Source organism: Enterovibrio coralii, from assembly GCF_001559595.1.
GTDB lineage: Bacteria > Pseudomonadota > Gammaproteobacteria > Enterobacterales > Vibrionaceae > Enterovibrio > Enterovibrio coralii.
On sequence record NZ_LNTY01000036.1, the window covers coordinates 104110 to 127047 of the forward strand.

The following is a 22938-nucleotide window of genomic DNA, read 5'->3' on the forward strand; positions in this document are numbered from 1 at the left end:
TTGGGTACAACAACGTTCTGAGTATGCTTTGGTTTTGTGATTCCCACAACAAAAATAAGTGCTTTGATTTGTCGGGGAATAATCGGAGACTTTGAGGAGAATATTAGCCAGCGACATCACTACGCTGGCTTTTTACTAGTAGGGCTGATTTAGGTGCTGTGGCTTAAAGGCACTGAGCTAATTGGCCTTTCTTTGTTGATGCAAGCACGCAACCACGCTCGCTGTCAGAAGCGGCTTTACATTGGCTCATCAACTCATTGGCAGCGGGTGCTAGCGCCCCAAGGACTTTTTGCGCATGGCTGACCACTTTGTTGCACTGGCTTACAGGGATGGGGTCGTAATCGGAGCAAGCTGAGAGCGTTAAAACGGTAACAGCGAGTAGGGTGAGTCGCATGGTGTCTTCCTCAATTTAACGATGGTCTTTCGCTAAGGGTAGGAGAGAATTCTCAACTCTGCGACAAAACTAAGGGTGCGAAACGCACCCTTAAATATCAGATTCAATCTCCAATAAACCCGCCGGTTTGATGCTGCCAGAGCTGGGCGTAGATGCCTCCGCTAGCAATTAGCTCTTGGTGTGTGCCTTCTTCGGCTATCTCACCTTTGTCCAAGACAATCAAACGGTCCATGGCTGCGATAGTGGACAGTCGGTGTGCAATGGCGATAACAGTTTTGCCTTCCATCAGTTGGTACAGGCTTTCCTGAATCGCAGCTTCGACTTCTGAATCGAGTGCCGATGTCGCTTCATCAAGGATCAAAATTGGCGCATCTTTTAGTAGCACACGCGTGATTGCCACACGCTGGCGTTGACCTCCTGACAGCTTCACACCACGTTCACCGACTTGAGAATCGTAACCATGATTCCCATGTGGGTCATTGAGCGTTTCGATAAAGTCGTGCGCTTGTGCTTTTTTACTCGCGTCCAGCATTTCCTCCTCTGTGGCATCTGGTCTGCCGTAGAGGATGTTCTCGCGAATCGAGCGGTGAAGGAGCGAGGTATCTTGCGTCACCATACCTATATTGGCACGGAGCGAGTCTTGAGTAACTTCGGAAATGTTTTGTCCGTCTATGCGAATTTCGCCACCTTCAACATCGTGAAAACGCATCAGCAAGTTCACCATGGTTGATTTGCCCGCACCAGAGCGTCCGACCAAACCCACTTTTTCGCCGGGCTTGATGCGAAGGTTGAGCTTCTCGATGACGCCTTTGCTTTCACCGTAATGGAAGGTGACGTCGTTAAAGGCAATTTCACCTTTTGGTACATCAAGCATTGGTGCGTTTGTTTTGTCTGTCACCTCGACGGGTTTAGACAGCGTCCCCATACCGTCAACGACGGTACCGATGTTCTCAAACAGTGAGCCTATCTCCCACATGATCCATTTGGACATGCCATTAATCCGCAGAGCAAGACTGACAGCTATTGCAATTGCACCTATGGTGATTTTGGCGTCCAGCCACAACCAAATTGAGATCGCACTGATGGCAAATACAAGGGCGTAGTTGATGATCTCAACGGCGATGTTGAAACCTGTCGCCAAACGCATTTGTCGGTACACAGTATCCATGAAGCTTTCCATGCCTTCTTCTGCATAGGCAGTTTCACGCTCTGTGTGTGAGAACAGTTTTACTGTCGCGATGTTGGTGTAACTGTCGACGATACGCCCAGTCATCAGTGAACGCGCATCGGCTTGCTCCGTAGAAACCGCTTTTAGTTTTGGCACGAAGTAAATCTGAATACCTATGTACGCAAGCAACCAAACCAGCAGCGGAAGCATCAAGCGGATGTCGGCTTGACCGACCACAAACAGCATGCTGAAGAAGTACACCGAGATATAAACGGCCACATCCAACAGTTTCATCACTGTTTCCCGCACTGAGAGTGCAGTTTGCATGACTTTTGTTGCTATGCGTCCAGCAAAATCATTCTGATAGAAGCCAATGCTTTGCTTGAGTAGGTAACGGTGTGCCAACCAGCGGATCGACATCGGGTAGTTACCCAGAAGTGACTGGTGAAGCACAAGCGAGTGCAGCGAAACAAGCAAAGGCATACCGAGTATCAGCGCACCCATCCAGAAAAGGGTGTGGCCTTCATTTGCTAGAAAGGTGCTTTTCTCTTGGCTGGAAAGCCAATCAACGAGCTGACCTAAAAAGCCAAACAGCGTGACTTCTGCAACGGCGATCATGGCCGTTAACAACGACATAAGAATCAGCGGTTTTTCGAAGCCTTTAGTGTAATGGCGACAAAAAGCCAGCAGTGAATTTGGCGGCTGAGCAGGGTCTGCTTGCGGGAATGCCAATGTGATCCGCTCGAAGAGTCTGTAAATCATGCAGAGTCGGTCTCGAAAGTGTGTAGGGAAAAGTGGTCATTAAGAGGTCATATCATACGCCCTCAAGCACAAAATAACAGGGCGTTTATGAAGCAATTAGAAAAGAAAAACCGGCCCAAAAGGCCGGTTTGATGATAATTTAACGCATTGATTTAGCGGTTGTTAGCCACACACTTTGGTCCAGCTGCCATCGCTACCTGGTACAGACGCTGTCCACCAGTTTGCTTGGTAGATAGAGCCTTCGTGTACCACTTTATCACCAGTGTTCGCGTGGCTTGGGTTACCTGCCCAGTCTTTCTGAGGAAGGTCTGGGTAAACCGCGAGGCCAGTCGTGTCACACGTACCTGGGTCACCACCGCCACCGTTGCCGCCACTGCTCAGGTCTGCTAGAGGCAGATCACTGTATTCGAACGCAAACGCATACTCGACGCCGTTGATGTTAACCGTGTAGTTAGCAGGACCAGAGATTGGCAGGTAGTAAACCATATCCAGCTCATAGGTCGCGCCAGCAGGCAGTGACTTCCAACCTGGTAGCGAGAAGGATACGCGGTGCATAGTGCCTTCGAGACCACCAATGTTGTTCGCTTTCGTATGACCAGACGCAATCACGCTCAAGCCACCACCAGATTGATCTTTCGCGTTGTCAGGTGCTGACGTTGGAATATCAAACTGGAACTCAGTACCGCCTGGCAGGTCGGTACCAGTGTTGTTTGTAAAGGTGATTTTCGGGTTGATTGGGTAGTTCTGATCGCCCACTTTGAAACCGCCTACAGAGACTGCAATATCTACTGCTTCCGTTGGCATAGCCGTTTCAGACAACTTGTTGCCGTATGGCGTAGCGGCTGCGAACTTGTCGTAGATCGCTTTCGTCATACTGTTACCCATGTGGAACTCACCGTTGCCGGTTGCACAGGCATTTTCGGTTTCATCAATGGTGCTGGTGCGGTTACCGTTCGCGTCAAAGACGTAACAGTTATAGTCACCCGCCAGTTCCCAGAACATGATGCCGCCGATACCTTTGTCAATGACGTAATCAGACTTCACAGACACAGACGCAACATCTTCAGTCGACAGGAACACGCCCTTATCTGCATTCCACAGCCAAGGAGCAACAGCGACTGCGTCATAGTTACGCTCATAGGTGCCAGTCAGTACATCGGTAGGATCCGTTGCTGGGTCTAGGTTGTACGCTGCGGTGTAAGTACCGTAGATACCTTTCTCAAGGTTCTTCGCGTGCCACATTGGGTTAGAGCCTGCGCCCATTTCTTCACCACGGGCGTTCTTGTCATGCCACATGTTGTCGATACCCAGAGCACCGTTACCACAGTTGTTCTTCTCACCTTCACCTGTGCCAGGTGCACACTCGGATTGGTTAGGCAGTGCTGCTTTACCCCACAGACCATTGTCACCGCCGGTCACGCCTTGCCAACCACGGGTGTAGTAAGGAACACCGATGTTAATGCGACCTGCTGGCATTGAACCGCGGAAGTAGTGGTATGCCCAGTCAGTATTCAGGTAGCCGATACCACCATATTGGCTGGTGCCGTAAACATTCCAAGCTGCCAGCTCTGAATCCAGACCTGTATCAAACAGTGCAGCGTTATGGCCAACGTGGTCATTCCATGCACCGTGCAAGTCGTAAGACATGATGTTTACGTAATCGAGGTATTTAGTTACGTCGAACGTTTCCATACCACGCAGCAGGTAGCCTGAAGACGGTGCAGCAATAGTCAGCATGTAGTGAATGCCATCTTGCTCAGAAGCACGGTCAACTTTTTCACGCAGTACTTTCATCAGCTCTTGGTAAGAAGCCCACAAGTAAGCACGGCGAGGTTCCATGAAGTCTTTATCGTCTGGGTTACCCGCACCCGCCATTGAGGTTGGGTATTCGTAGTCGATATCCAAACCATCGAACTTGTACTGGCGCATCATTTCAACCGCAGAGTCTGCAAACTTCTGGATACCAGCATGGTTGATTGAACCGTCAGCATTGGTCGTCATGGTGTAGAAACCACCGTCAGCAACACGTGTACCATCTGCTGCGAAATGACCACCGGTTTCTGCCCAGCCACCGATAGAAATCAGCGTCTTAACGTCATGTTTTTCTTTGTACGTTGCGAGCGCACCAAAGTGACCTTTGAAGCCCAATGCCGGATCAACTTCAACGCCAGGCCATTCTTTGTTCACTGCTACGTTCGTTGGGTCGTTAACATCACCAATGTTGACTTTGCCGTCAGCACCGATGCTCACAAACGCATAGTTAATATGGGTTAATTGTTCCCAAGGGATGTCTTTCACCAAGTATGCCGCTTGCGGGTCATCGCCCGAACGCCAGCTAGTGAAGTAACCAATGATACGGCGAGGGTGATCGGCACCCATCTTCTCACGTCCATCCGCGTCATAAATCGTACAGTAAGGAACGTTTACGCCCGTTGTTTGGTAAAGCCCCTCTGGACGACAGTTGGACACTGTTGGCAATCCAGTTACGTTGACAGTGACAAGCGCAGAATCGGTTGATGCGCCGTCGTTGTCAGTGGCTTTCGCGTAAACAGAAACATTACCGGCAGTATTCGCGACCCAGTCAAAAGTGAAAGGAGCAGATGTCGCAGAGCCAACACGTTGACCTGCTGCATAGAAGTCGACTTTCGCAATGGTGCCGTCGGTATCCGAGGCGTTTGCCGTCAAGGTGACCGTTGCGCCTTGATCAACTGAGAGTGGTGATGCGGTTACCGAAACCGTAGGTGGCTCATTGCCGGGTAAGATGTTGCCTGCTTGAACGGTTACGCTAACGGCCGCACTTTCTGTTACCGCACCTTTATCGTCGGTTGCTTTTGAAGAAAGGGTGTAATTACCTTCTGCTGCTGTCCATGTCGCAGAGTAAGGGGAGGTGGTATCAACGCCAACAGACACGCCATCAACGAAGAACTCAACGCTAGCCACGGTACCATCAACATCTGCAGCTGTTGCGGTTAACGTGACAACGTCACCATCTGTAATGGTATCGGTCGATGATGGTGAGTCCAGAGAAACCGTTGGTGCTTCGTTTGGTGGTGGGTCAATCGGACCACCTTCGCATTGGTCGACCAACTTCCACTCTTTGTAATCACCAGAAGAGGTTGATGGGTTGTTGCCCATCGTCCACCAGTTTGCGGTGTAGACGTTGTTCTCATGTTGAACTTTAGAGCCGCCACCATAGGCTTTGTCGGCAGACCATTGTTCGATGGTCGAACAATCGGTTGCTGCCTGCGCGTTGAAAGCAAACATACACGCGACGGCGACAGCCGACAGCGTGAACCCTTTGCTTGAGCGTGAAACATCCATTGTAAATCCCTCGAGAAAAAGTATTTTTAAATATTGATTTATATGTAATTAGCGCAACTTAAATTGCGCAATAAATAAAGTAGATGAGTTCTTTCGAGGAAACATTGCAGATTTCGTCAGAGTTAGATCTGTAATCGGTAACGACCTGCTAAATCTTGTTCATTCTGGTAGCGATTCACAGTTTCAACTGCGCAAATTTCCCATACGACATAACAATTTGTGCGACAAGTACGCACTGAATGTTAACGGTATGTAGACTAATGTCTAAGTCAGATTGTTGACAATAAATTAGATAAAACCCAATTATTCGGCTATAAATTATTCATTGGTGACCACATTGTCGACAATAAGAAAGTATTTGCGAGAGTGGTTAACAAAATGTAGTGATGGCTAGAGGATTTTTGCGTTGAAGGATGTGACCAAGTCAGAAGGAATGACCGAGTGGCTGATTGAAGCCATTGTTTCTGGAAAATTCCCATCGGGCAGTAAAATTTCGGAGCCCGAATTATCTCGTGAACTCAATGTCAGTCGTGGTCCGCTTCGAGAAGCCATGATGCGCTTGGAAGCAATGGGATTGATAGAGCGTGTGCCTCACGTCGGTGCGCGTGTTGTCACTATCAGTGAAGCTCAACTTTCTGAAATTTACGCTGTGCGAGAAGCGTTAGAAGGCATGGCAATTCGTCAAGCATGCGCGCACATCACAGAAAGAGAATTGGACGGGCTGCGCGCGTTGTTGATTCGTCATCAACAACACATCGATGAAGTCGACGGCGCGTCTTATTTCCATCAGCAAGGCGATTTCGATTTTCACTATCGCATCATTCAAGCCAGCAGAAACAGCAAGTTAATCGCACTGCTTTGTGACGAGCTGTATCACTTAGTGCGCATGTACAGAAAGCAAGCGACAAGAACGCAAGCGCGTCCGGAAAGAGCATTGAACGAGCACTTTCAAATACTGACAGCGTTGGAAGACAGGGATGCGGAATTGGCGGAAATGTTGATGCGTCGTCATATTCGCCGGAGCGGACAACTGGCAGCCGAAAGGCTGAGGGACTTTAGGGAGAAAGCGTCATGAGTGCAGGGAAGAAATTTCGACAAGCTGTTGAGGCGCACAAGCCCTTACAAGTGATGGGCACCATCAATGCGTATACCGCAATGATGGCAGAGCAAGTCGGGCACCAAGCCATTTACTTGTCGGGTGGCGGCGTTGCGAATGCATCTTTTGGTATGCCGGATTTGGGTATGACGTCGATGAACGACGTACTTGAAGACGCAAGACGCATTACCGCGGCCTCAAGTTTACCGCTGTTGGTGGACATTGATACCGGTTTTGGCGGGGCGTTCAACATTGCGCGCACAGTGAAGGAAATGGAACGCGCGGGTGTTGCGGCAGTGCATATAGAAGACCAAGTGGCTCAAAAGCGCTGTGGACATCGTCCGAACAAAGCCATCGTGAGCCAAAGCGAAATGGTGGACAGGGTGAAAGCTGCCGTCGATGCCAAACAAGATTCAAACTTCGTCATCATGGCGCGGACCGATGCCTTGGCCGTTGAAGGCATGGCGTCGGCCATTGAGCGGGCAATTGCCTGTGTGGAGGCGGGGGCTGACATGATTTTCCCCGAAGCGATGAATACGCTTGAGCAATACAAACAGTTTACTGATGCGGTCAATGTGCCGGTACTGGCAAACATCACTGAGTTTGGGCAAACACCGCTGTTCTCCGTGCCCGAACTTGGCGAGGTAGGTGTTTCACTAGTCCTTTATCCATTATCGGCGTTCAGAGCCATGAACCAAGCGGCACTGAATGTTTATCAACAAGTCAAAGTCGACGGTCATCAACGAAACGTCGTCGCAACTATGCAGACCCGTGAAGAGCTCTACCACTACTTGGGCTATCACGAGTACGAGCAAAAGCTCGACAAGCTGTTCAATGAAAATAATTAGATGGTGAGCTAGTAGAGCCACGGTCACCAGCAATACAAAGCAATCACAGAAGAAAGAGAAAGGAAGCGTCATTAGAGAGATGTAAGTCATCAATAAGGAGGAGCGAACCATGCCAGACAAAAATAAACCGCTTGGTGGAGAAGGGTTGCGAGGTCAAAGCGCAGGCAGTACCGCGTTGTGTACCGTAGGCAAAACGGGGACAGGACTGACATATCGAGGCTATGACATTACGGACTTGGCGAATCACGCGGAGTTTGAAGAGGTGGCCTATTTACTCTTAAAGGGCAAGCTCCCCACGCAATCTGAACTTGATGCTTACAAAAAACGCTTGATGGAAAAACGCGGTTTGCCGACCTCTCTCTGCGCCGTTCTTGAAAACATTCCTGCAGATGCACACCCCATGGACGTGATGCGCACGGGTTGTTCCATGCTAGGAAACCTTGATACGGAACTGGATTTTTCTGAGCAGTCGGACAAAACCGATACCTTACTGGCACATCTCCCCGCCATCATTTGTTACTGGTACCGATTCTCTCATGACGGTGTTCGTATCAATACAGCCTCTAGCGAGGAAGACAGCATTGGCGGATATTTCCTCGATATGTTGTTTGACCATAAGCCGTCGGATCTTCACACCCGCGTTATGCATTGCTCGCTCGTGCTTTACGCAGAGCATGAGTTTAATGCCTCGACATTTGCCGCCCGAGTTTGTGCATCGACACTCTCAGATCTCCATTCATGCGTGACCGCCGCCATTGGTACGTTACGAGGCCCTCTGCACGGTGGGGCGAATGAAGCCGCTATGGCCATGATCGAAAACTGGACATCGCCAGATGAAGCCGAATCCACCTTGATGCAAATGCTGGCTGAAAAAGAAAAAGTCATGGGCTTTGGGCATGCCATATATCGCGAATCTGATCCTCGAAATGTGCTGATCAAAGCATGGTCCAAAGAGCTTGCAGAAACCGATGAGGAGAAAACCCTCTATGCCGTTTCTGAGCGTGTTGAACAGGTGATGAAGCGAGAGAAAGACTTGTTTCCAAATGCCGATTTCTATCATGCCTCTGCGTATCACTTCATCGGTATTCCGACCAAATTGTTCACCCCGATATTTGTGATGAGCCGTGTAACAGGGTGGTGCGCGCATGTGTTTGAACAGCGTGAGAACAACCGAATTATTCGACCAAGTGCCGACTACACAGGACCAGACCACCAAAACTGGCTGCCGATTGAGAAACGAAACTAATTAACTCAGGGAAGGATTTAACATGTCACAGAACGTTGATTTTAACCAGCGACCCGCACCGGATGAATTGCTTCAAACCATTGCAGACTATGTATGCGAAAAAGACATCACCTCCGCAGAAGCATACAACACTGCTCGCAACTGTCTGATGGACACCCTAGGTTGCGGTCTGTTGGCACTTCGTTTTCCTGAGTGCACCAAACACATGGGGCCATTGGTACCCGGTACAACAGTGCGAAATGGCGCACGTGTACCGGGAACATCCCACGAGTTAGACCCCATTACCGCGGCATTTAATATTGGTTGCATGATCCGTTGGCTGGACTTCAATGATACGTGGCTGGCAGCAGAGTGGGGACATCCTTCTGACAACCTCGGCGGTATTTTGGCGACCGCAGATTACCTAAGCCGCTTGGCGCTTAGCGAAGGGAAGCCGGCGTTAACGATGGAAGCCGTGCTCACCGCCATGATCAAAGCGCATGAAATTCAGGGTGTGTTGGCATTGGAAAACAGCTACAACCGCGTTGGATTGGACCATGTGCTTTTGGTGCGGGTTGCATCGACGGGTGTGGTGACTCGCATGCTTGGTGGTACGCGCGATCAAGTGATTGATGCCTTGTCGCAAGCTTGGGTAGATGGCTGCGCGTTGCGTACTTACCGCCATGCACCCAATGCAGGGTCAAGAAAATCTTGGGCGGCGGGTGATGCAACGTCTCGCGCTGTTCGTCTTGCCATGATCACCATGAAAGGGGAGATGGGGCTGCCTTCTGTGCTGACGGCCGATAAGTGGGGTTTCTACGATGTATTGTTCAAGGGCGAAAGCTTTAAGGTGAATCAGCCGTTTGACTCGTACGTGATGGAGAATGTTCTGTTTAAGATTTCCTTCCCTGCCGAATTCCATGCTCAGACCGCCGTGGAATGTGCTGTGGCACTGCATCCACACGTCAGCGAGCAATTGGATGATATTGATCGCATCGAAATCACCACCCATGAATCAGCGATTCGCATCATCTCAAAAGTCGGTGACTTGGCGAACCCTGCCGATCGCGACCACTGCTTGCAGTACATGATTGCGATCCCTCTGATCTACGGCGATCTCGTTGCGGAGCACTATGAAGATGATTTTCACCGCAATGACCCGCGAATTGACGCCCTTCGTGACAAGATGGTGATTAGTGAAGATGCCCGCTATACCGAAGAGTATTTGGATGCGGATAAACGCTCAATTGCTAATGCGATCCAAGTGTTCTTTAAAGACGGGTCTTCCACGGACAAAGTGGAAATTGAATACCCAATCGGACACCGCCGCCGCAGAGAAGAAGGCATTCCAGTGTTGGAAGCGAAGTTCAAACGCAATCTGTTGACGCGTTTCCCCGCGGCACAGGCAGACAAGATTTTTGCGCTATGTAGCGATCAAGATGCGCTTATGAAAACACCCGTAAACACCTTTATGGAGATGTTTTCGATTAACTGATGCAGGGACTCTGGCGGTGTGGACATCGCCAGAGTGGTTCTCCCACCCAAACAATCTGAAGATACAGGGTTCAGCGAACGACACCGTGTAAAGCACGGCAAGGAGCAAGGCAATGTCGTCCTATCAAGACGCTTTTCAGCGTTCAGTTTCTGATCCAGCCGCTTTCTGGTTGGAAAACGCCAAGCACATCGATTGGTACACCCCACCGAAAGTCGCATTGCAAAAAGAGAGAACGGCATAGAACGTTGGTATCCAGATGGCGAGTTAAATACGGCCTATTTAGCCCTCGACTATCACGTCGACAATGGGCGTGGAGATCAGACCGCACTGATCTACGACTCTCCTGTTACTGGGAAAAAAGCACAATACAGTTACCGCGTATTGCGAGACCAAGTGGCCAAATGTGCGGGCATGTTAGCAGGGCTTGGTGTGGAGAAAGGCGACCGCGTCATTATCTACATGCCAATGATTCCACAAGCGGCGATAGCGATGTTGGCGTGTGCAAGACTTGGTGCGATTCACTCGGTCGTGTTCGGTGGCTTCGCGCCCAATGAACTGGCGGTGAGAATTGAAGATGCGGAGCCAAAAGTTTTACTGACGGCTACTTGCGGCATTGAAGTGGCAAAAGTTATTCCTTACAAGCCTATGGTGGATAAGGCCATCATGGACAGTCGTTGGAAGCCAGAACACGTTGTGGTGTGCCAAAGGCCGGAAGCAGAAGCGGTGCTTGACCAAGAGCGCGATGCCGACTGGGCGACGCTGTTTGAGAAAGCAATACCTCATGACTGCGTTCCAGTAAACGCCACCGACCCGCTTTATATCCTTTATACCTCTGGTACTACGGGCAAGCCAAAAGGCGTTGTGCGTGATAATGGCGGCCACGCTGTGGCAATGAAATACAGCATGTCGACGGTTTACAACGTAAAACCCGGAGAGGTGTATTGGGCGGCATCAGATGTCGGTTGGGTTGTTGGGCATTCCTACATTGTTTACGCACCACTCATTCACGCTGTACGACGATTTTGTTTGAAGGAAAGCCAGTTCGTACGCCAGATCCGGGCGCGTTTTGGCGCGTGTGTAATGAGTACGGTGTGTCAGTGCTCTTCTCCGCACCTACGGCTTTTAGAGCCATTAAAAAGGAAGACCCCGAAGGGAAAGCGATTCTCAACTACCCAATGGAAAAGCTCAGAACCATTTTTATGGCGGGTGAGAGACTTGATCCGCCGACACTAGAATGGGTTGAGTTACATACGGGCAAACCTGTGGTCGATCACTGGTGGCAAACGGAAACGGGTTGGGCGATTGCGACCAATCCGATTGGTCTAGAAAGTTTCGTCACCAAACCCGGTTCAGCCACTAAACCAACGCCGGGTTTTGATGTGCAAATCCTCAACGAATCAGGCCAGCCATGCGGTGCCAATGAGCAAGGCTTTATTGCTGTAAAACTGCCGATGCCGCCAAGCTGCTTAGCAACAGTGTGGCGTAATCACGACCGTTTTGATTCTGGCTACTTGCAGCAATTTCCGGGCTATTACGTGTCTGGTGATGGTGGATACATTGATGAAGACGGCTTTTTGTTTGTGATGGGGCGTATCGACGACGTTATCAATGTATCGGGTCACCGTCTCTCCACGGGAGAAATGGAAGAGATATTGGGTGGACACGAAGCGGTTGCTGAGTGTGCCGTGATTGGAGCTTACGACGAACTCAAAGGGCAGGTGCCTCTCGGGTTAGTGGTGTTAAAAGATGGGTATTTCTCTACGGATGGAGATCTCGAAAAAGCACTCATTCAAAAGGTCAGGGATGAGATTGGTCCTGTCGCATGCTTCCATAAAGCGGTGATTGTCGACAGGCTACCAAAAACGCGGTCAGGTAAAATTTTGCGTAGAATCATTCGCCAAATTGCTGATGGCGAAAGCTACACCGTGCCCTCTACGATTGATGATCCGGCTAGCTTGGAAGACATTAGTAAAGCCCTTGTCTAATAAGTACCGATTATGACGGAGGTAAGCAGCACTAATTAGCGGTCACTCACCAACGCTTGGATAATTTGAGCATTGCTTAAATTTACTGTTTGGGGTGTGTTATGGGTTTATCAAAGAAAACCTCTCGCGCTTTGCTTGCTTCGGTTTTTGCCATCACGCTTGCGGGTTGTGCATCACCAGAGTTCGATGTTGAAAATGACAATGCGTCCAGAAACCGTGGTGCGGTTGGTGGAGCATTGCTTGGCGGAACCATGGGACTGTTGTTGGGCGAGCCTGAACTTGCCGTGAAAGGTGCCGTTGCGGGTGGCGTAGCTGGTGGTGTCGCTGGTTCAATGAAAGACTTGGAAGATGCGCGCTCGAAAGAGAAAACGCAGATCACTGCTGACGCAATCCAACAAGATACACGGTCTGATGCTGAAAAGCGGGTTGCTGAACTGGAAGCGGAAATACGCTTACTGGAGTTAGAACAGCAACTTAAAGAACTCGAAGAAAACAAAGACAGTGTTTGATAACAAAAAGCCGCTTCAGAGAAGCGGCTTTTCTTTTACTGCGCGTTTACGAAGGATTTGAATTTTTCCTTGGTTGCTGCGTCAGCTTTTCCATACCAGTAGTGAAGCTGGTACTCGATTTCGTTCGTGACTGTGCTTTCGTTAACGACAACGGTGCTTGAGCGAGATTCGTGTTTTGGCTCGTAGATAGCCACAACTTGCAGTGAACCAGGCTGGTCGGTTTCGTTGTAGCGTTGAAGCTCAGCCAAATAATCACGACTCAGTTGGAAACCTTTTTTGATCAGTTTACCTTGTTCAAAGGCAATCGGATTCTGGTCACCGTCAACAATCTCGAAGCTTGGGTTTTTGTTAAACGCCATGGCTTCACGCTTGCTTTTGAACGCAGGCAGGTCGAAGTAAACATCTTCATCAGAAGCATCGAATTTCACCACGATGACATCAGATTTTTGGAAAGACACTTCTTTGCCTTTTTCAAAGCTCGCGACCGAACGAAACGCCAATTGTTGCGTGCCATTCTCAAGGGTAATTTTCGCGTCGTCACCGAATACTTTGGATTGATACTCTTGTCCGTTGTATGCAAGAAGCTCAACGCCTCTGTCCAAGTGAAGTGTTACGTCAGCATGCGCAGCCAATGGCAGTACGGCAGAAAAAACGGAAGCGAGAAACAGCTTTCTTCTCATCTTAATCCCTTAACTTATATGGAAAGCTGCCCAGCTGAACTGGGCAGACGGTTTTTATTTTACGTAGCAGGCGAAGCCTTTCAGGTAGAAACCTTCTGGGTAAGCACTGTCTAGAGGGTGGTCAGCAGCTTGCTCGAAACGCTCGATAAACTGAACATCACGATGCGCATCCAGTGCTGCGTCAGCAATGATTTTCTGGAACAGTGAGTTGTCCATCAAACCAGAGCAAGAATAGGTTAGCAGCATGCCGCCTGGCTTCAGGATCTGCATAGCGAGCATGTTGATGTCTTTGTAGCCACGACATGCACCTGTAAGTTGAGATTTAGACTCTGCAAACTTTGGTGGGTCCATGATAACTACGTCAAACAGTTCACCGCTGTCGCGGTATTCGCGCAGCAGCTTGAATACATCAGCGTTCACGAACTGCGCTTTAGAGGTGTCAAAGCCGTTCATCTCTGCATTGGATTTAGCAATGTCTAGCGCAGGTTGCGACACGTCTACGTTGATAACTTCAGCGGCGTTGCCTTTCAGCGAGTACAAACCAAAGCCACCGGTGTAACAGAAACAGTTCAGCACGCGCTTACCGTTCACATACTTCACCGCCGCTTCACGCTGTCACGCTGGTCAAGGTAGAAGCCAGTTTTGTGGCCGCCAGTAATATCGACGCTGATTTTCACGCCGTTTTCTTCAATAATAACAGAGGCTGGTGGCATGTCGCCATGCAGAACACCAGTGCGCTCCTTCAGGCCTTCTTTCTTACGTACAGACACGTCTGAACGCTCGTAGATGCTGCATTCTGGGTATTGAGCAACCAGTGCTTCAACCAGGTTATCTTTTTGTGCTTCTGCGCCTGCACTTAATAGCTGACAAACGAGGAAGTTTTCATAACGGTCGATGGTGATACCAGGAAGTCCATCAGATTCTGCAGCAATCAGACGATAGCCCGTCAAGCCATCACGTGCCGCAAGAATGTCGCGCAGACCTTGTGCTTGCTGCAGACGTTTTTTGAAGAAGTCTACGTTGATTTCTTCTTGTTCGAACGTCCAAACACGCACACGAATTTGTGAATTAGGAGAAAACGCACCACGCGCCAACCATTGGCCTTGATGGTCATAAACGTCAACGGTTTGACCCAGTGAAGGTTTACCTTCTACACGTTGAATGCCGCGGGAGAAAACCCATGGATGACGACGGCGCAGCGACTTTTCGCGGCCCTTGACCAAATAAACAGAAGGATTCATTGGTTATTCCTAAATTCATATCTCTGACTTTGAGCAACAATGCCAAAAGCCAACAAAAGGTGCCGTATTGTCTGAGAACAGCACCAATAATGCAAACGGCTGCCACAGGGCAGCCGCTTTTTCTTGGCTAAAAGCCTTATTCTGTGCGAAGACCATCCACTAAAGACGTCAAACTGCGTGACTGCTTCTGAAGATCAACCACGCTATCTGACGTGTGGCGGATAAGCTCTGCTACTTGCCATGCTTGTTGACGAACGTGCTCTACGTCAGAAGAAATCGTGCTTGCAACACTACCTTGCTGTGTTGCAGCGGTTGCGATTTCAGTGCTTCGGTCAGTGATTCGAATGCTACGCTCCGAGATTGACGCAATTTCAGCATCAATGTTTTGCATCAGCGATTCACTCGCTGCCGCGTTATCAACGGTGCCTTGCATCACACCGCGCAAATGTCCGGTGTTGTTTCCAAGGTCTTGAATCATGCGTTGGATTTCTACGGTAGCTTGCTGAGTGCGGCCCGCAAGCGTTCGCACTTCATCTGCAACCACTGCAAAGCCACGGCCTTGCTCACCCGCGCGTGCGGCTTCAATTGCGGCATTCAGTGCCAGCAGGTTCGTTTGTTCAGAAATGGCACTAATGGTGGCAACCATGCTGCCGATTTCATTGGAATTCTGCTCAAGAGAGGATACAGCCTGTGCCGCCGCTTCAATCTCGGTGCTCAATGCTTGAATCGCTTGGAGTGTCTGATTCACTTGATTGCGGCTCTGTTTAGAAGCATCACCCGCAGCCATGATTTCACCAGAGGTGTCTTCTGCGTGGGTTGCGACGTCACGAATCGAGCCCGCCATTTCCTCTGTAGCACTGGCGAGAGAATCTAAGTAAGTACGCTGATCAGCTGACAAGCTTTCGCTGTCTTTCACGCGTGAACTTAGGTCAGCAGACAACTGCTCCATCAGTGATGCCGCATTTTTAATGGCTTTCACCAAGCTGTGTTCACGGTTCGCGATGTTGTCGACGGTGTTCGCGATGATGCTGAATTCGTCTCGAACAGGGAAGAAGTTCATGCGGCTGGTCAAATCGCCATCTAGCATACGCTGCAACGCATAGTTCATGGTGTACATAGCACCACCAATGAAGCTTGATACGTAATGAAGAGCCATGGTGCTTAGCAGAGCTAGCAGTGCAAGAAGCCCCCATGAAGACACGTCGATGAAAGACCAAAAATCAGATTCAACGTTCGCGGAAACGGTAGTTGTATCGGTTTCCCAAGAACGACGTTGGTGTTCGATGTTCACGCCTGAGTGAGCGAGCAACTGAGAAGCTTCGTTAGCATTAATATCATAGTGAGACAGCAAGGTGTTCAAAGCTGCACTATGTTTTTCTTGCGCGTCATTAAGCTGCGCGTTTGATGCGGAGTAGAAAATGGCACTAGTTGCGACAGTTAAAGCAAAAAAGAGTACATAAAGGAGATAGAATTTTTGTTTGAGGCTCAGTCGGATGAGGTATTGGTCTACCCAGCGGAACGGCGTTTCTTTCATCTTGATTAGATCCTTATCGAGTGCGCAATCAGCTTCAATCTGATCCCGCGCATATTACACTGTCGACCACTGGTTAGACCAAACAATGGAGTGAGATCATTGTCACATATTTGTGTTAGAGCGACCGTTTCAGGTCGTGTGCAGGGTGTGGGGTTCAGATTTCATACCGCCCATGAAGGGCTGCGTTTGTCGCTCACAGGGTTTGCGAAAAATGAGTCTGATGGAACGGTGACGGTGTTGATGTGCGGGGAGGAGAATAACGTAAACGCCTTATTGAGTTGGCTTGAGAAAGGGCCACCAACGGCAAATGTCACCAATCTCGTCCACCACCTAGAAGATTGGAAAGCGATAGACGGTTTTTCTATTCAATAAAAAAGAGGCGCGATTTGCGCCTCTTTTTTTAAATGCATTTAACTGGCTTTGGCAGACCTGCCAATTTAGTAGCTTGTTTCGCTGGACCTTTAGGGAAGAGCTTATACAGGTAGCGGCTGTTGCCTTTCTCCGGCCCGTATTTTTTCTCCATGGATTTCACCAGAAGACGAATAGCAGGGGAGGTATTGAACTCTTTGTAAAAATCCTGAACGAAGTAAACAACTTCCCAATGCGCCTCAGTCAGCTCGATGTTTTCTTCTGCTGCAAGCATTGGTACCAATTCTTCATGCCAATCAGCGAAGTTTTTTAGATAGCCCTGAGCGTCGGTCTCAATCTGTTTACCGTTTAATTCCAACATGGATAACCTCATTTTTCGAACGCGCCAAGCATATCGGCTTGCTCAGTTGGCATCAAGCAGAAACAAAAAAAGCTCCCGAAGGAGCTTTTTGTCATCTTTATTCGCGATTAGTCGTCGCTGTTCATAATGCCAAGAATGCTTAGCAGGTGAACGAAGATGTTGAAGATATCCAAGTACAGAGAAACTGTCGCACGGATGTAGTTAGTTTCGCCGCCGTTGATGATATTGCTGGTGTCATACAGGATGAACGCAGAGAAAATCAGAACAGCGATGGTGCTGATAGCCAAGCTTAGAGCTGGGATTGCAAGGAAGATGTTTGCAATCATTGCTACCAACAGCGCGATAACGCCAGCTACAAGGAAACCGCCCATGAATGAGAAGTCTTTCTTGCTGCTAATTGCGTAAGCAGACAGACCCAAGAACACTAAACCAGTGGTACCCAGTGCTTGCATGATGACTGAAGGGCCGCCAGCAAGGTTGAGGTGGTATGCCAGTGTTGGACCTAATGACGCACCCATCAAGCTGGTGAACACGAATGTCCAAACGATGCCAGATGAAGAGTTGACCGCTTTAGGCAGTACAAAGAAAACAATCGCCAGTGCGCCAAGTGTCATACCTAGTGACATCATTGGGCTAATGCCAACAACCAACGCGATGAAAGCGGCAATAGCACTGGTGATCAGTGTCATAGAAAGCAGTGCGTAGGTGTTACGCAGTACTTTGTTAGTAGCCAGTACACTTTCTTGCGTTTGGCTAGTGGAAACGAAACGATCGTTCATATCTTTCTCCCGGTAGGGTACGGTTTATTTCTAATACGTCATTTATTGCGCTTGTGGCACAATTTTTCAAGTACCAATTGTCGCAGAAGTGATAATAAAGCCTCTTAACCCTTGAGAACACTGATATATCTCGAAATGAGATTTCAGGCGAACTTGTAAACAAGTGTTAATCGGCCGTTAACTACCGTGGTTAACGGCCAATTTTAGCCTTAATGGTGCAAGATTTGGCTCAAGAAGAGCTGCGTTCGGTCAGATTGAGGGTTATTGAAGAACTGCTCGGGTTCGTTCTCCTCAATGATCTCTCCGGCATCCATAAAGATAACGCGATCAGCTACTTCCTTAGCAAAACCCATCTCGTGCGTTACACACAGCATGGTCATGCCCTCTTCTGCCAACTCAACCATAACATCTAGCACTTCACGCACCATTTCTGGGTCGAGTGCGGATGTAGGTTCGTCGAACAGCATGACGTTTGGATTCATACAAAGCGAACGTGCAATCGCTACGCGCTGCTGTTGACCGCCCGAGAGTTGACCTGGAAACTTGTCCGCTTGCTCAGGAATTTTCACGCGTTCCAGATATTTCATGGCAATCGCTTCTGCTTCCTCTTTCGGCATCTTCTTTACCCAAATCGGGGCTAGCGTACAGTTCTCTAACACGGTGAGGTGAGGGAAGAGGTTGAAATGCTGGAAACACATGCCAACTTCTTTTCTGACCAATTCAATGTTTTTCAAATCGTCAGTGAGTTCTGTACCGCCAACAATGATGGATCCCTGCTGATGCTCTTCCAATCGGTTGATACAGCGAATCATCGTGGATTTACCAGAGCCAGAAGGGCCACAGATAACGATTTTCTCGCCCTTCGAGACCGAAAGGTTGATGTTCTTGAGAACGTGGAACTGACCATACCATTTGTTCACATCGGTCAGTTGAATGACTGGAGAGTCTACTTGTTGAGTCATAATACAATCCTTGTTTCTTAGCGTTTGTGACCAGTGTGAAGCTTGTTCTCTAGATAAATACTGTATCGGGACATACCGAAACAGAATATCCAGAAGACCAATGCCACAAACACGTAGCTCTCTGTTGCGAAACCTAACCACTGCGGGTCAGTGTTCGCCGCTTGTCCAATGCCCAGCACGTCAAACATACCAATGATAAGAACGAGACTGGTGTCTTTGAACAAACCGATGAAGGTGTTCACGATTGATGGAATGGTGATTTTCAATGCTTGAGGAAGAATGATGAGGTTCATCTTCTTCCAATACGTCAGGCCCAGCGCATCTGCTGCTTCATACTGGCCTTTTGGAATCGCTTGAAGACCACCACGCACGACCTCAGCCATGTACGCCGCGGAGAACATCACCACACCAATCAAGGCGCGAACCAGTTTGTTCGTCTCAGATTCGCCAGCCATGAACAATGGCAGCATAACTGACGCCATAAACAACACAGTGATGAGTGGTACACCACGCCAGATTTCGATGTAAACCGTACATAGGCTTCGAATGATCGGCATGTCAGAGCGACGTCCTAAGGCGAGAACCACACCGATTGGCAATGAGATAACGATACCGACGATGGCAATGATCATCGTGATCAGGAGTCCGCCCCAAAGGTGGGTTTCCACTTTTGGCAGGCCGCCCATACCACCGAACAGCAAGAAGGTCGTCATCAGAGGAAACGCGACAACAAAGAGAAGAAGGATCCATCCACGCTTCGGCGTTTTCTCGTAGATCAGTAACCCGGTGAAGATAGCAAGCACCGCGTAGAACAGTTTAGGTCGCCACAATTCCTCTTGAGGGTAGAAGCCAAACATAAACTGCTCAAAGCGGACGTTGATGAAAACCCAACAAGCCCCTTCACGGGAACAATCGTCTCTAGTTGAACCCACCCAATCTGAATTGATAAATGCCCATTCGACAACCGCCCACAGACCTTTGATAGCAAGAAAGGCTAAAACGATAGTCATGAGGGAATTTAGCGGGGTTGAGAACAGATTTTTTCTCAACAACCCACGACACCCACGGTATTTGGTGGAGGCGGCAGGTCTGGCTGAAACTGATGCTGTTTAGTCATATCCTACCTCTCAACCAATGCGACTTTTGCGTTGTAAATGTTCATCAAGAACGACGTCAAAAGGCTCAACGAAAGGTATACCGCCATGGTCATTGCGATAATTTCTATCGCCTGACCTGTTTGGTTTAGCGTTGTGCCTGCAAATACCGAAACCAGATCGGGATAGCCGATTGCCATCGCGAGCGAAGAATTCTTCGTCAGGTTTAGATACTGGCTGGTGAGCGGTGGAATGATGATTCGCATCGCCTGAGGATGATGACCAATCTCAGCGTTTTGGCTCGTGGCAAGCCAAGTGCCATTGCCGCTTCAGTTTGCCCGTGGCTCACCGCATTGATACCAGAACGCACAATCTCGGCAATAAAAGACGCAGTATAAATTGATAAGGCTAACGTCAACGCTGCCAACTCAGGGATGATGGAGATACCACCTCGGAAGTTGAAGCCTTTAAGCACAGGGTGCTCAAGCGAAATAGGCATGCCTTGTACAAGGAAAGCGATCAGCGGCAAACCAATAATCGCGATGAGCGACAATGTGAATACCGGCGTTTGCTGACCTGTTGCATCTTGCTTCTTTTTCGCCCAGCGAGACAAACCAAAGCTGAAAACCAGACCGACAATTAAGGCGATACCGATCAGCATGGCTCCTTCTTCGAAAACAGGGCGCGTAAAATAGAGACCTCGAACGTTAAGGAACAGCCATTCACCCACACTGATACTTTCTTTGGGCGAGGGCAGTGCTTGGAGCACAGCGAAGTACCAGAAAAAAATCTGGAGTAAAAGTGGGATATTTCGGAACGTCTCGATATACACAGCCGCAAAACGGCTTAATAGCCAGTTGCTTGAGAGGCGTGCAATACCGATAAGGAAACCAACAATGGTTGCCAAGACGATCCCCAGCACAGAAACCAGGGCTGTATTGAGAAGACCGACAAAAAAGGTTCGGCCATAAGAATACGTTTCATCGTACTCGATGAGAGTCAAACCAATCCCAAATCCCGCTTCCTGAGATAAGAAACCAAAGCCGGTTGCGATGCCTCGAGCGTCCAGATTCGTCAGTGCATTGTTTACAATGGTGTAGACGAAAAATACCAGACCAATGATCGCAGCAGCTTGGAATATGATGGAGCGGAAAGTCGGATTGTAGATGAGACTCTGCTTTACTTCTGGACGAGTGCTCGCCTCAGAATTTAATGCATTATCTTTGGATGCCATACAACTGCACCTCTATCCTTGAACGTGAGCGTTGGGGAGCGTTATACGCTCCCCGTTTGTAGCGATATTACTTAGCGGATAGGTGGCGCATAAAGAATGCCGCCATCAGTCCAAAGGGCATTCACACCACGTTGTATTTGCAGTGGAGAATCAGAGCCGACAGTGCGTTGGAAGCTCTCGTCGTAGTTACCCACTTGCTTGATGACTTGGTAACCCCAGTCATCATTCAGGCCCAAACCTTTACCTTTTGGACCATCTTGGCCAAGGATACGGCGGATGTTTGGATCCTTAGAGTTCACCATTTCATCAACGTTTGCCGACGTGATGTTGAACTCTTCACCGTTAATCATGGTGTTCAACGTCCACTTCGCGATGTTGAACCAGTTATCGTCGCCTTGACGAACAACTGGGCCTAACGGCTCTTTAGAGATGATCTCTGGCAGTACCACAGCACTGTCTGGATCAGACAGCTTGATACGAGATGCGTACAGACCCGATTGGTCAGTGGTCAGTGTGTCACAACGGCCAGATTCGAAACCTTTAACTGTTGCATCATACGTATCGTAAACCACTGGCTTGAACGACATGCCGTTTGAACGGAAGTAGTCAGAAAGGTTCAGCTCTGTCGTTGTACCGGATTGAACACAAACCGATGCACCGTCAAGCTCCAGTGCGCTGTTAACGCCCAGATCTTTCTTCACCATGAAGCCCTGACCGTCGTAGTAGTTTACGCCGACGAAGTTCAGACCTAGCGTACCGTCACGTTGCAATGTCCATGTGGTGTTACGAGACAGAACGTCGATTTCACCAGACTGAAGCGCGGTGAAACGTTCTTTTGCCGTCAGTGGAACGTATTTAACTTTGCTCTTGTCACCAAGGACTGCAGCAGCCATAGCTTGGCAAAACTCGACATCAATGCCTTCCCACTCACCACTGGCATTTGGGTTAGAGAAGCCAGGAAGACCAGTACTTACGCCACAGCTGATCACACCAGCACTTTTCACTTTATCTAGCGTGTTTTCGCCTTGAGCTGATGGAGCCGGAGCTTGAGAAGAGCCTGCTTTAGCTTCAGAGAGTTGTTTCTCAAGCGACGCTACCTGATCCTTCAGACCATCGATTTGCTTTTGACTCTCTGCACTGTTGCCACCAGAGTCACAACCTGCGAGAAGCAGTGCGGAGAGAACCGCAAGCCCTAATGTCGACTTTTTATTAACCATACCTATCAATCCTTTTGGTTATTACTGGTTGCTCGTATGTGGGTGAGGTTCATTGGAGGCAAGCTGCCTAAAGTAGAGTGAACCCCACAAAACCACACTAAAGTCATTGTTAACATCAAATTAACAAACCTCAGTATAGAATCGGATCGTTTGGCTGCAAATCGAACAGGCTAGAGGTGTGACCTATGCAATGATCTTTGAAAAAATGAGACATTTATCGCTAGAAAATGTCTTGAAGCACGTTCGTAACGTACTGTTTTTACGTACACAATCTTGAATAAATTGTTATGAAGCATTCATCTTTATTAAGTTCGGCGGATGAGTGATATTTTTAATCGTTTTGGAAATGACTAGATTGCTGTGTGCAATTTGAATAGATGTTTATGCAAACAAAAACTGCATATTATTCCAAGCTCATGAAAACGTTGGGCGATATATGCACCAGTTGCTGTGCAATTGACCGAATTGATTCAAAGATAAGCGTTCGAACAGTTTTGCATAAAAAATTGATTTACAGCTTTTCAGGTAGCCTATATCATTCGCCGCACCTACGGAGGGATGGCTGAGTGGTTGAAAGCACCGGTCTTGAAAACCGGCATACGTTAATAGCGTATCTAGGGTTCAAATCCCTATCCCTCCGCCACTTTTCATTGATGAGCTAAGG

General features: G+C 48.8%; 17 protein-coding genes, 1 tRNA gene and 4 pseudogenes. 10 read left to right on the forward strand and 12 right to left on the reverse strand.

Features of this window, described 5'->3' with window-relative positions; genetic code table 11:
- Positions 1–163 precede the first annotated feature (163 nt).
- The 3 genes from ATN88_RS15900 to ATN88_RS15910 all read right to left on the reverse strand — a co-directional run bounded on the left by ATN88_RS15900 (position 164) and on the right by ATN88_RS15910 (position 5645).
- Positions 164–394 (reverse strand): hypothetical protein, encoded by a 231-nt coding sequence (locus ATN88_RS15900; RefSeq protein ID WP_067417983.1) that lies wholly within the window; start codon positions 392–394, stop codon positions 164–166.
- Between the two features lie 103 nt (positions 395–497).
- Positions 498–2324: an ABC transporter ATP-binding protein gene (locus ATN88_RS15905; protein ID WP_067417987.1), complete on the reverse strand. Its 1827-nt coding sequence runs from the start codon at positions 2322–2324 to the stop codon at positions 498–500.
- Between the two features lie 162 nt (positions 2325–2486).
- Positions 2487–5645 (reverse strand): chitinase C-terminal domain-containing protein, encoded by a 3159-nt coding sequence (locus tag ATN88_RS15910; protein ID WP_067417992.1) that lies wholly within the window; start codon positions 5643–5645, stop codon positions 2487–2489.
- A 406-nt stretch (positions 5646–6051) separates the two neighbouring features.
- Here ATN88_RS15910 and ATN88_RS15915 point away from each other — a divergent pair, with 406 nt between their 5' ends.
- The 8 genes and pseudogenes from ATN88_RS15915 (at position 6052) to ATN88_RS15940 (ending at position 12803) form a co-directional block, all read left to right on the forward strand.
- Positions 6052–6720, forward strand: coding sequence for a GntR family transcriptional regulator (locus ATN88_RS15915; RefSeq protein ID WP_067417995.1), 669 nt, complete (start codon positions 6052–6054; stop codon positions 6718–6720).
- Entirely contained in the window at positions 6717–7589 is an 873-nt protein-coding gene (prpB, locus tag ATN88_RS15920; RefSeq protein ID WP_067417999.1) for a methylisocitrate lyase, read from the forward strand. The genes ATN88_RS15915 and prpB overlap by 4 nt, the downstream gene beginning before the upstream one ends.
- 109 nt (positions 7590–7698) lie before the next feature.
- Entirely contained in the window at positions 7699–8835 is a 1137-nt protein-coding gene (gene prpC, locus ATN88_RS15925; RefSeq protein WP_067418004.1) for a bifunctional 2-methylcitrate synthase/citrate synthase, read from the forward strand.
- 22 nt (positions 8836–8857) lie between these two features.
- Positions 8858–10309, forward strand: a complete 1452-nt coding sequence (locus ATN88_RS15930) for a bifunctional 2-methylcitrate dehydratase/aconitate hydratase (RefSeq protein WP_067418009.1) — start codon at positions 8858–8860, stop codon at positions 10307–10309.
- A 112-nt stretch (positions 10310–10421) separates the two neighbouring features.
- Entirely contained in the window at positions 10422–10550 is a 129-nt protein-coding gene (locus tag ATN88_RS27525; RefSeq protein ID WP_232313305.1) for an acetyl-coenzyme A synthetase N-terminal domain-containing protein, read from the forward strand.
- Positions 10502–11694, forward strand: a pseudogene (locus ATN88_RS15935) (AMP-binding protein); the annotation flags it as partial. The gene ATN88_RS27525 and the pseudogene ATN88_RS15935, both read left to right, overlap by 49 nt.
- 255 nt (positions 11695–11949) lie before the next feature.
- A complete protein-coding gene (locus ATN88_RS27530; protein WP_232313311.1) occupies positions 11950–12294 on the forward strand; it encodes an AMP-binding enzyme in 345 nt (114 codons plus the stop codon).
- A gap of 101 nt (positions 12295–12395) precedes the next feature.
- Positions 12396–12803 (forward strand): glycine zipper 2TM domain-containing protein, encoded by a 408-nt coding sequence (locus ATN88_RS15940; protein WP_067418013.1) that lies wholly within the window; start codon positions 12396–12398, stop codon positions 12801–12803.
- Between the two features lie 35 nt (positions 12804–12838).
- On the opposite strand, the gene ATN88_RS15945 is transcribed toward ATN88_RS15940, so the two are convergent.
- From ATN88_RS15945 to ATN88_RS15955, 3 genes and pseudogenes are all read right to left on the reverse strand, one after another.
- Entirely contained in the window at positions 12839–13483 is a 645-nt protein-coding gene (locus ATN88_RS15945; RefSeq protein WP_067418017.1) for a YccT family protein, read from the reverse strand.
- A 54-nt stretch (positions 13484–13537) separates the two neighbouring features.
- A pseudogene (locus tag ATN88_RS15950) lies at positions 13538–14724 on the reverse strand (class I SAM-dependent methyltransferase).
- Between the two features lie 136 nt (positions 14725–14860).
- Positions 14861–16258 (reverse strand): methyl-accepting chemotaxis protein, encoded by a 1398-nt coding sequence (locus ATN88_RS15955; protein WP_067418022.1) that lies wholly within the window; start codon positions 16256–16258, stop codon positions 14861–14863.
- A 99-nt stretch (positions 16259–16357) separates the two neighbouring features.
- Between ATN88_RS15955 and yccX the strand changes: the two genes are divergently transcribed.
- Positions 16358–16630: an acylphosphatase gene (gene yccX / locus ATN88_RS15960; RefSeq protein ID WP_067418026.1), complete on the forward strand. Its 273-nt coding sequence runs from the start codon at positions 16358–16360 to the stop codon at positions 16628–16630.
- 28 nt (positions 16631–16658) lie between these two features.
- Here the strand turns inward: yccX and ATN88_RS15965 are convergent, their stop codons facing one another.
- The 6 genes and pseudogenes from ATN88_RS15965 to ATN88_RS15990 all read right to left on the reverse strand — a co-directional run bounded on the left by ATN88_RS15965 (position 16659) and on the right by ATN88_RS15990 (position 22274).
- Positions 16659–16988 (reverse strand): TusE/DsrC/DsvC family sulfur relay protein, encoded by a 330-nt coding sequence (locus tag ATN88_RS15965; protein WP_067418029.1) that lies wholly within the window; start codon positions 16986–16988, stop codon positions 16659–16661.
- Positions 16989–17095: 107 nt separating this feature from the next.
- Entirely contained in the window at positions 17096–17767 is a 672-nt protein-coding gene (locus ATN88_RS15970) for a Bax inhibitor-1/YccA family protein (protein WP_067418033.1), read from the reverse strand.
- A 209-nt stretch (positions 17768–17976) separates the two neighbouring features.
- The gene (locus ATN88_RS15975) at positions 17977–18729 is read right to left on the reverse strand and encodes an amino acid ABC transporter ATP-binding protein (RefSeq protein WP_067418035.1); all 753 of its coding nucleotides are present in this window, start codon (positions 18727–18729) and stop codon (positions 17977–17979) included.
- Positions 18730–18746: 17 nt separating this feature from the next.
- Positions 18747–19846: pseudogene (locus ATN88_RS15980) on the reverse strand (amino acid ABC transporter permease).
- Positions 19847–19849: 3 nt separating this feature from the next.
- Positions 19850–21057 (reverse strand): annotated as a pseudogene (locus ATN88_RS15985) (amino acid ABC transporter permease).
- A 71-nt stretch (positions 21058–21128) separates the two neighbouring features.
- Positions 21129–22274: an amino acid ABC transporter substrate-binding protein gene (locus ATN88_RS15990; RefSeq protein WP_067418038.1), complete on the reverse strand. Its 1146-nt coding sequence runs from the start codon at positions 22272–22274 to the stop codon at positions 21129–21131.
- A 552-nt stretch (positions 22275–22826) separates the two neighbouring features.
- On the opposite strand from ATN88_RS15990, the gene ATN88_RS15995 reads away from it, so the two are divergent.
- Positions 22827–22917 (forward strand) — tRNA-Ser (locus ATN88_RS15995).
- Positions 22918–22938: the final 21 nt, after the last annotated feature.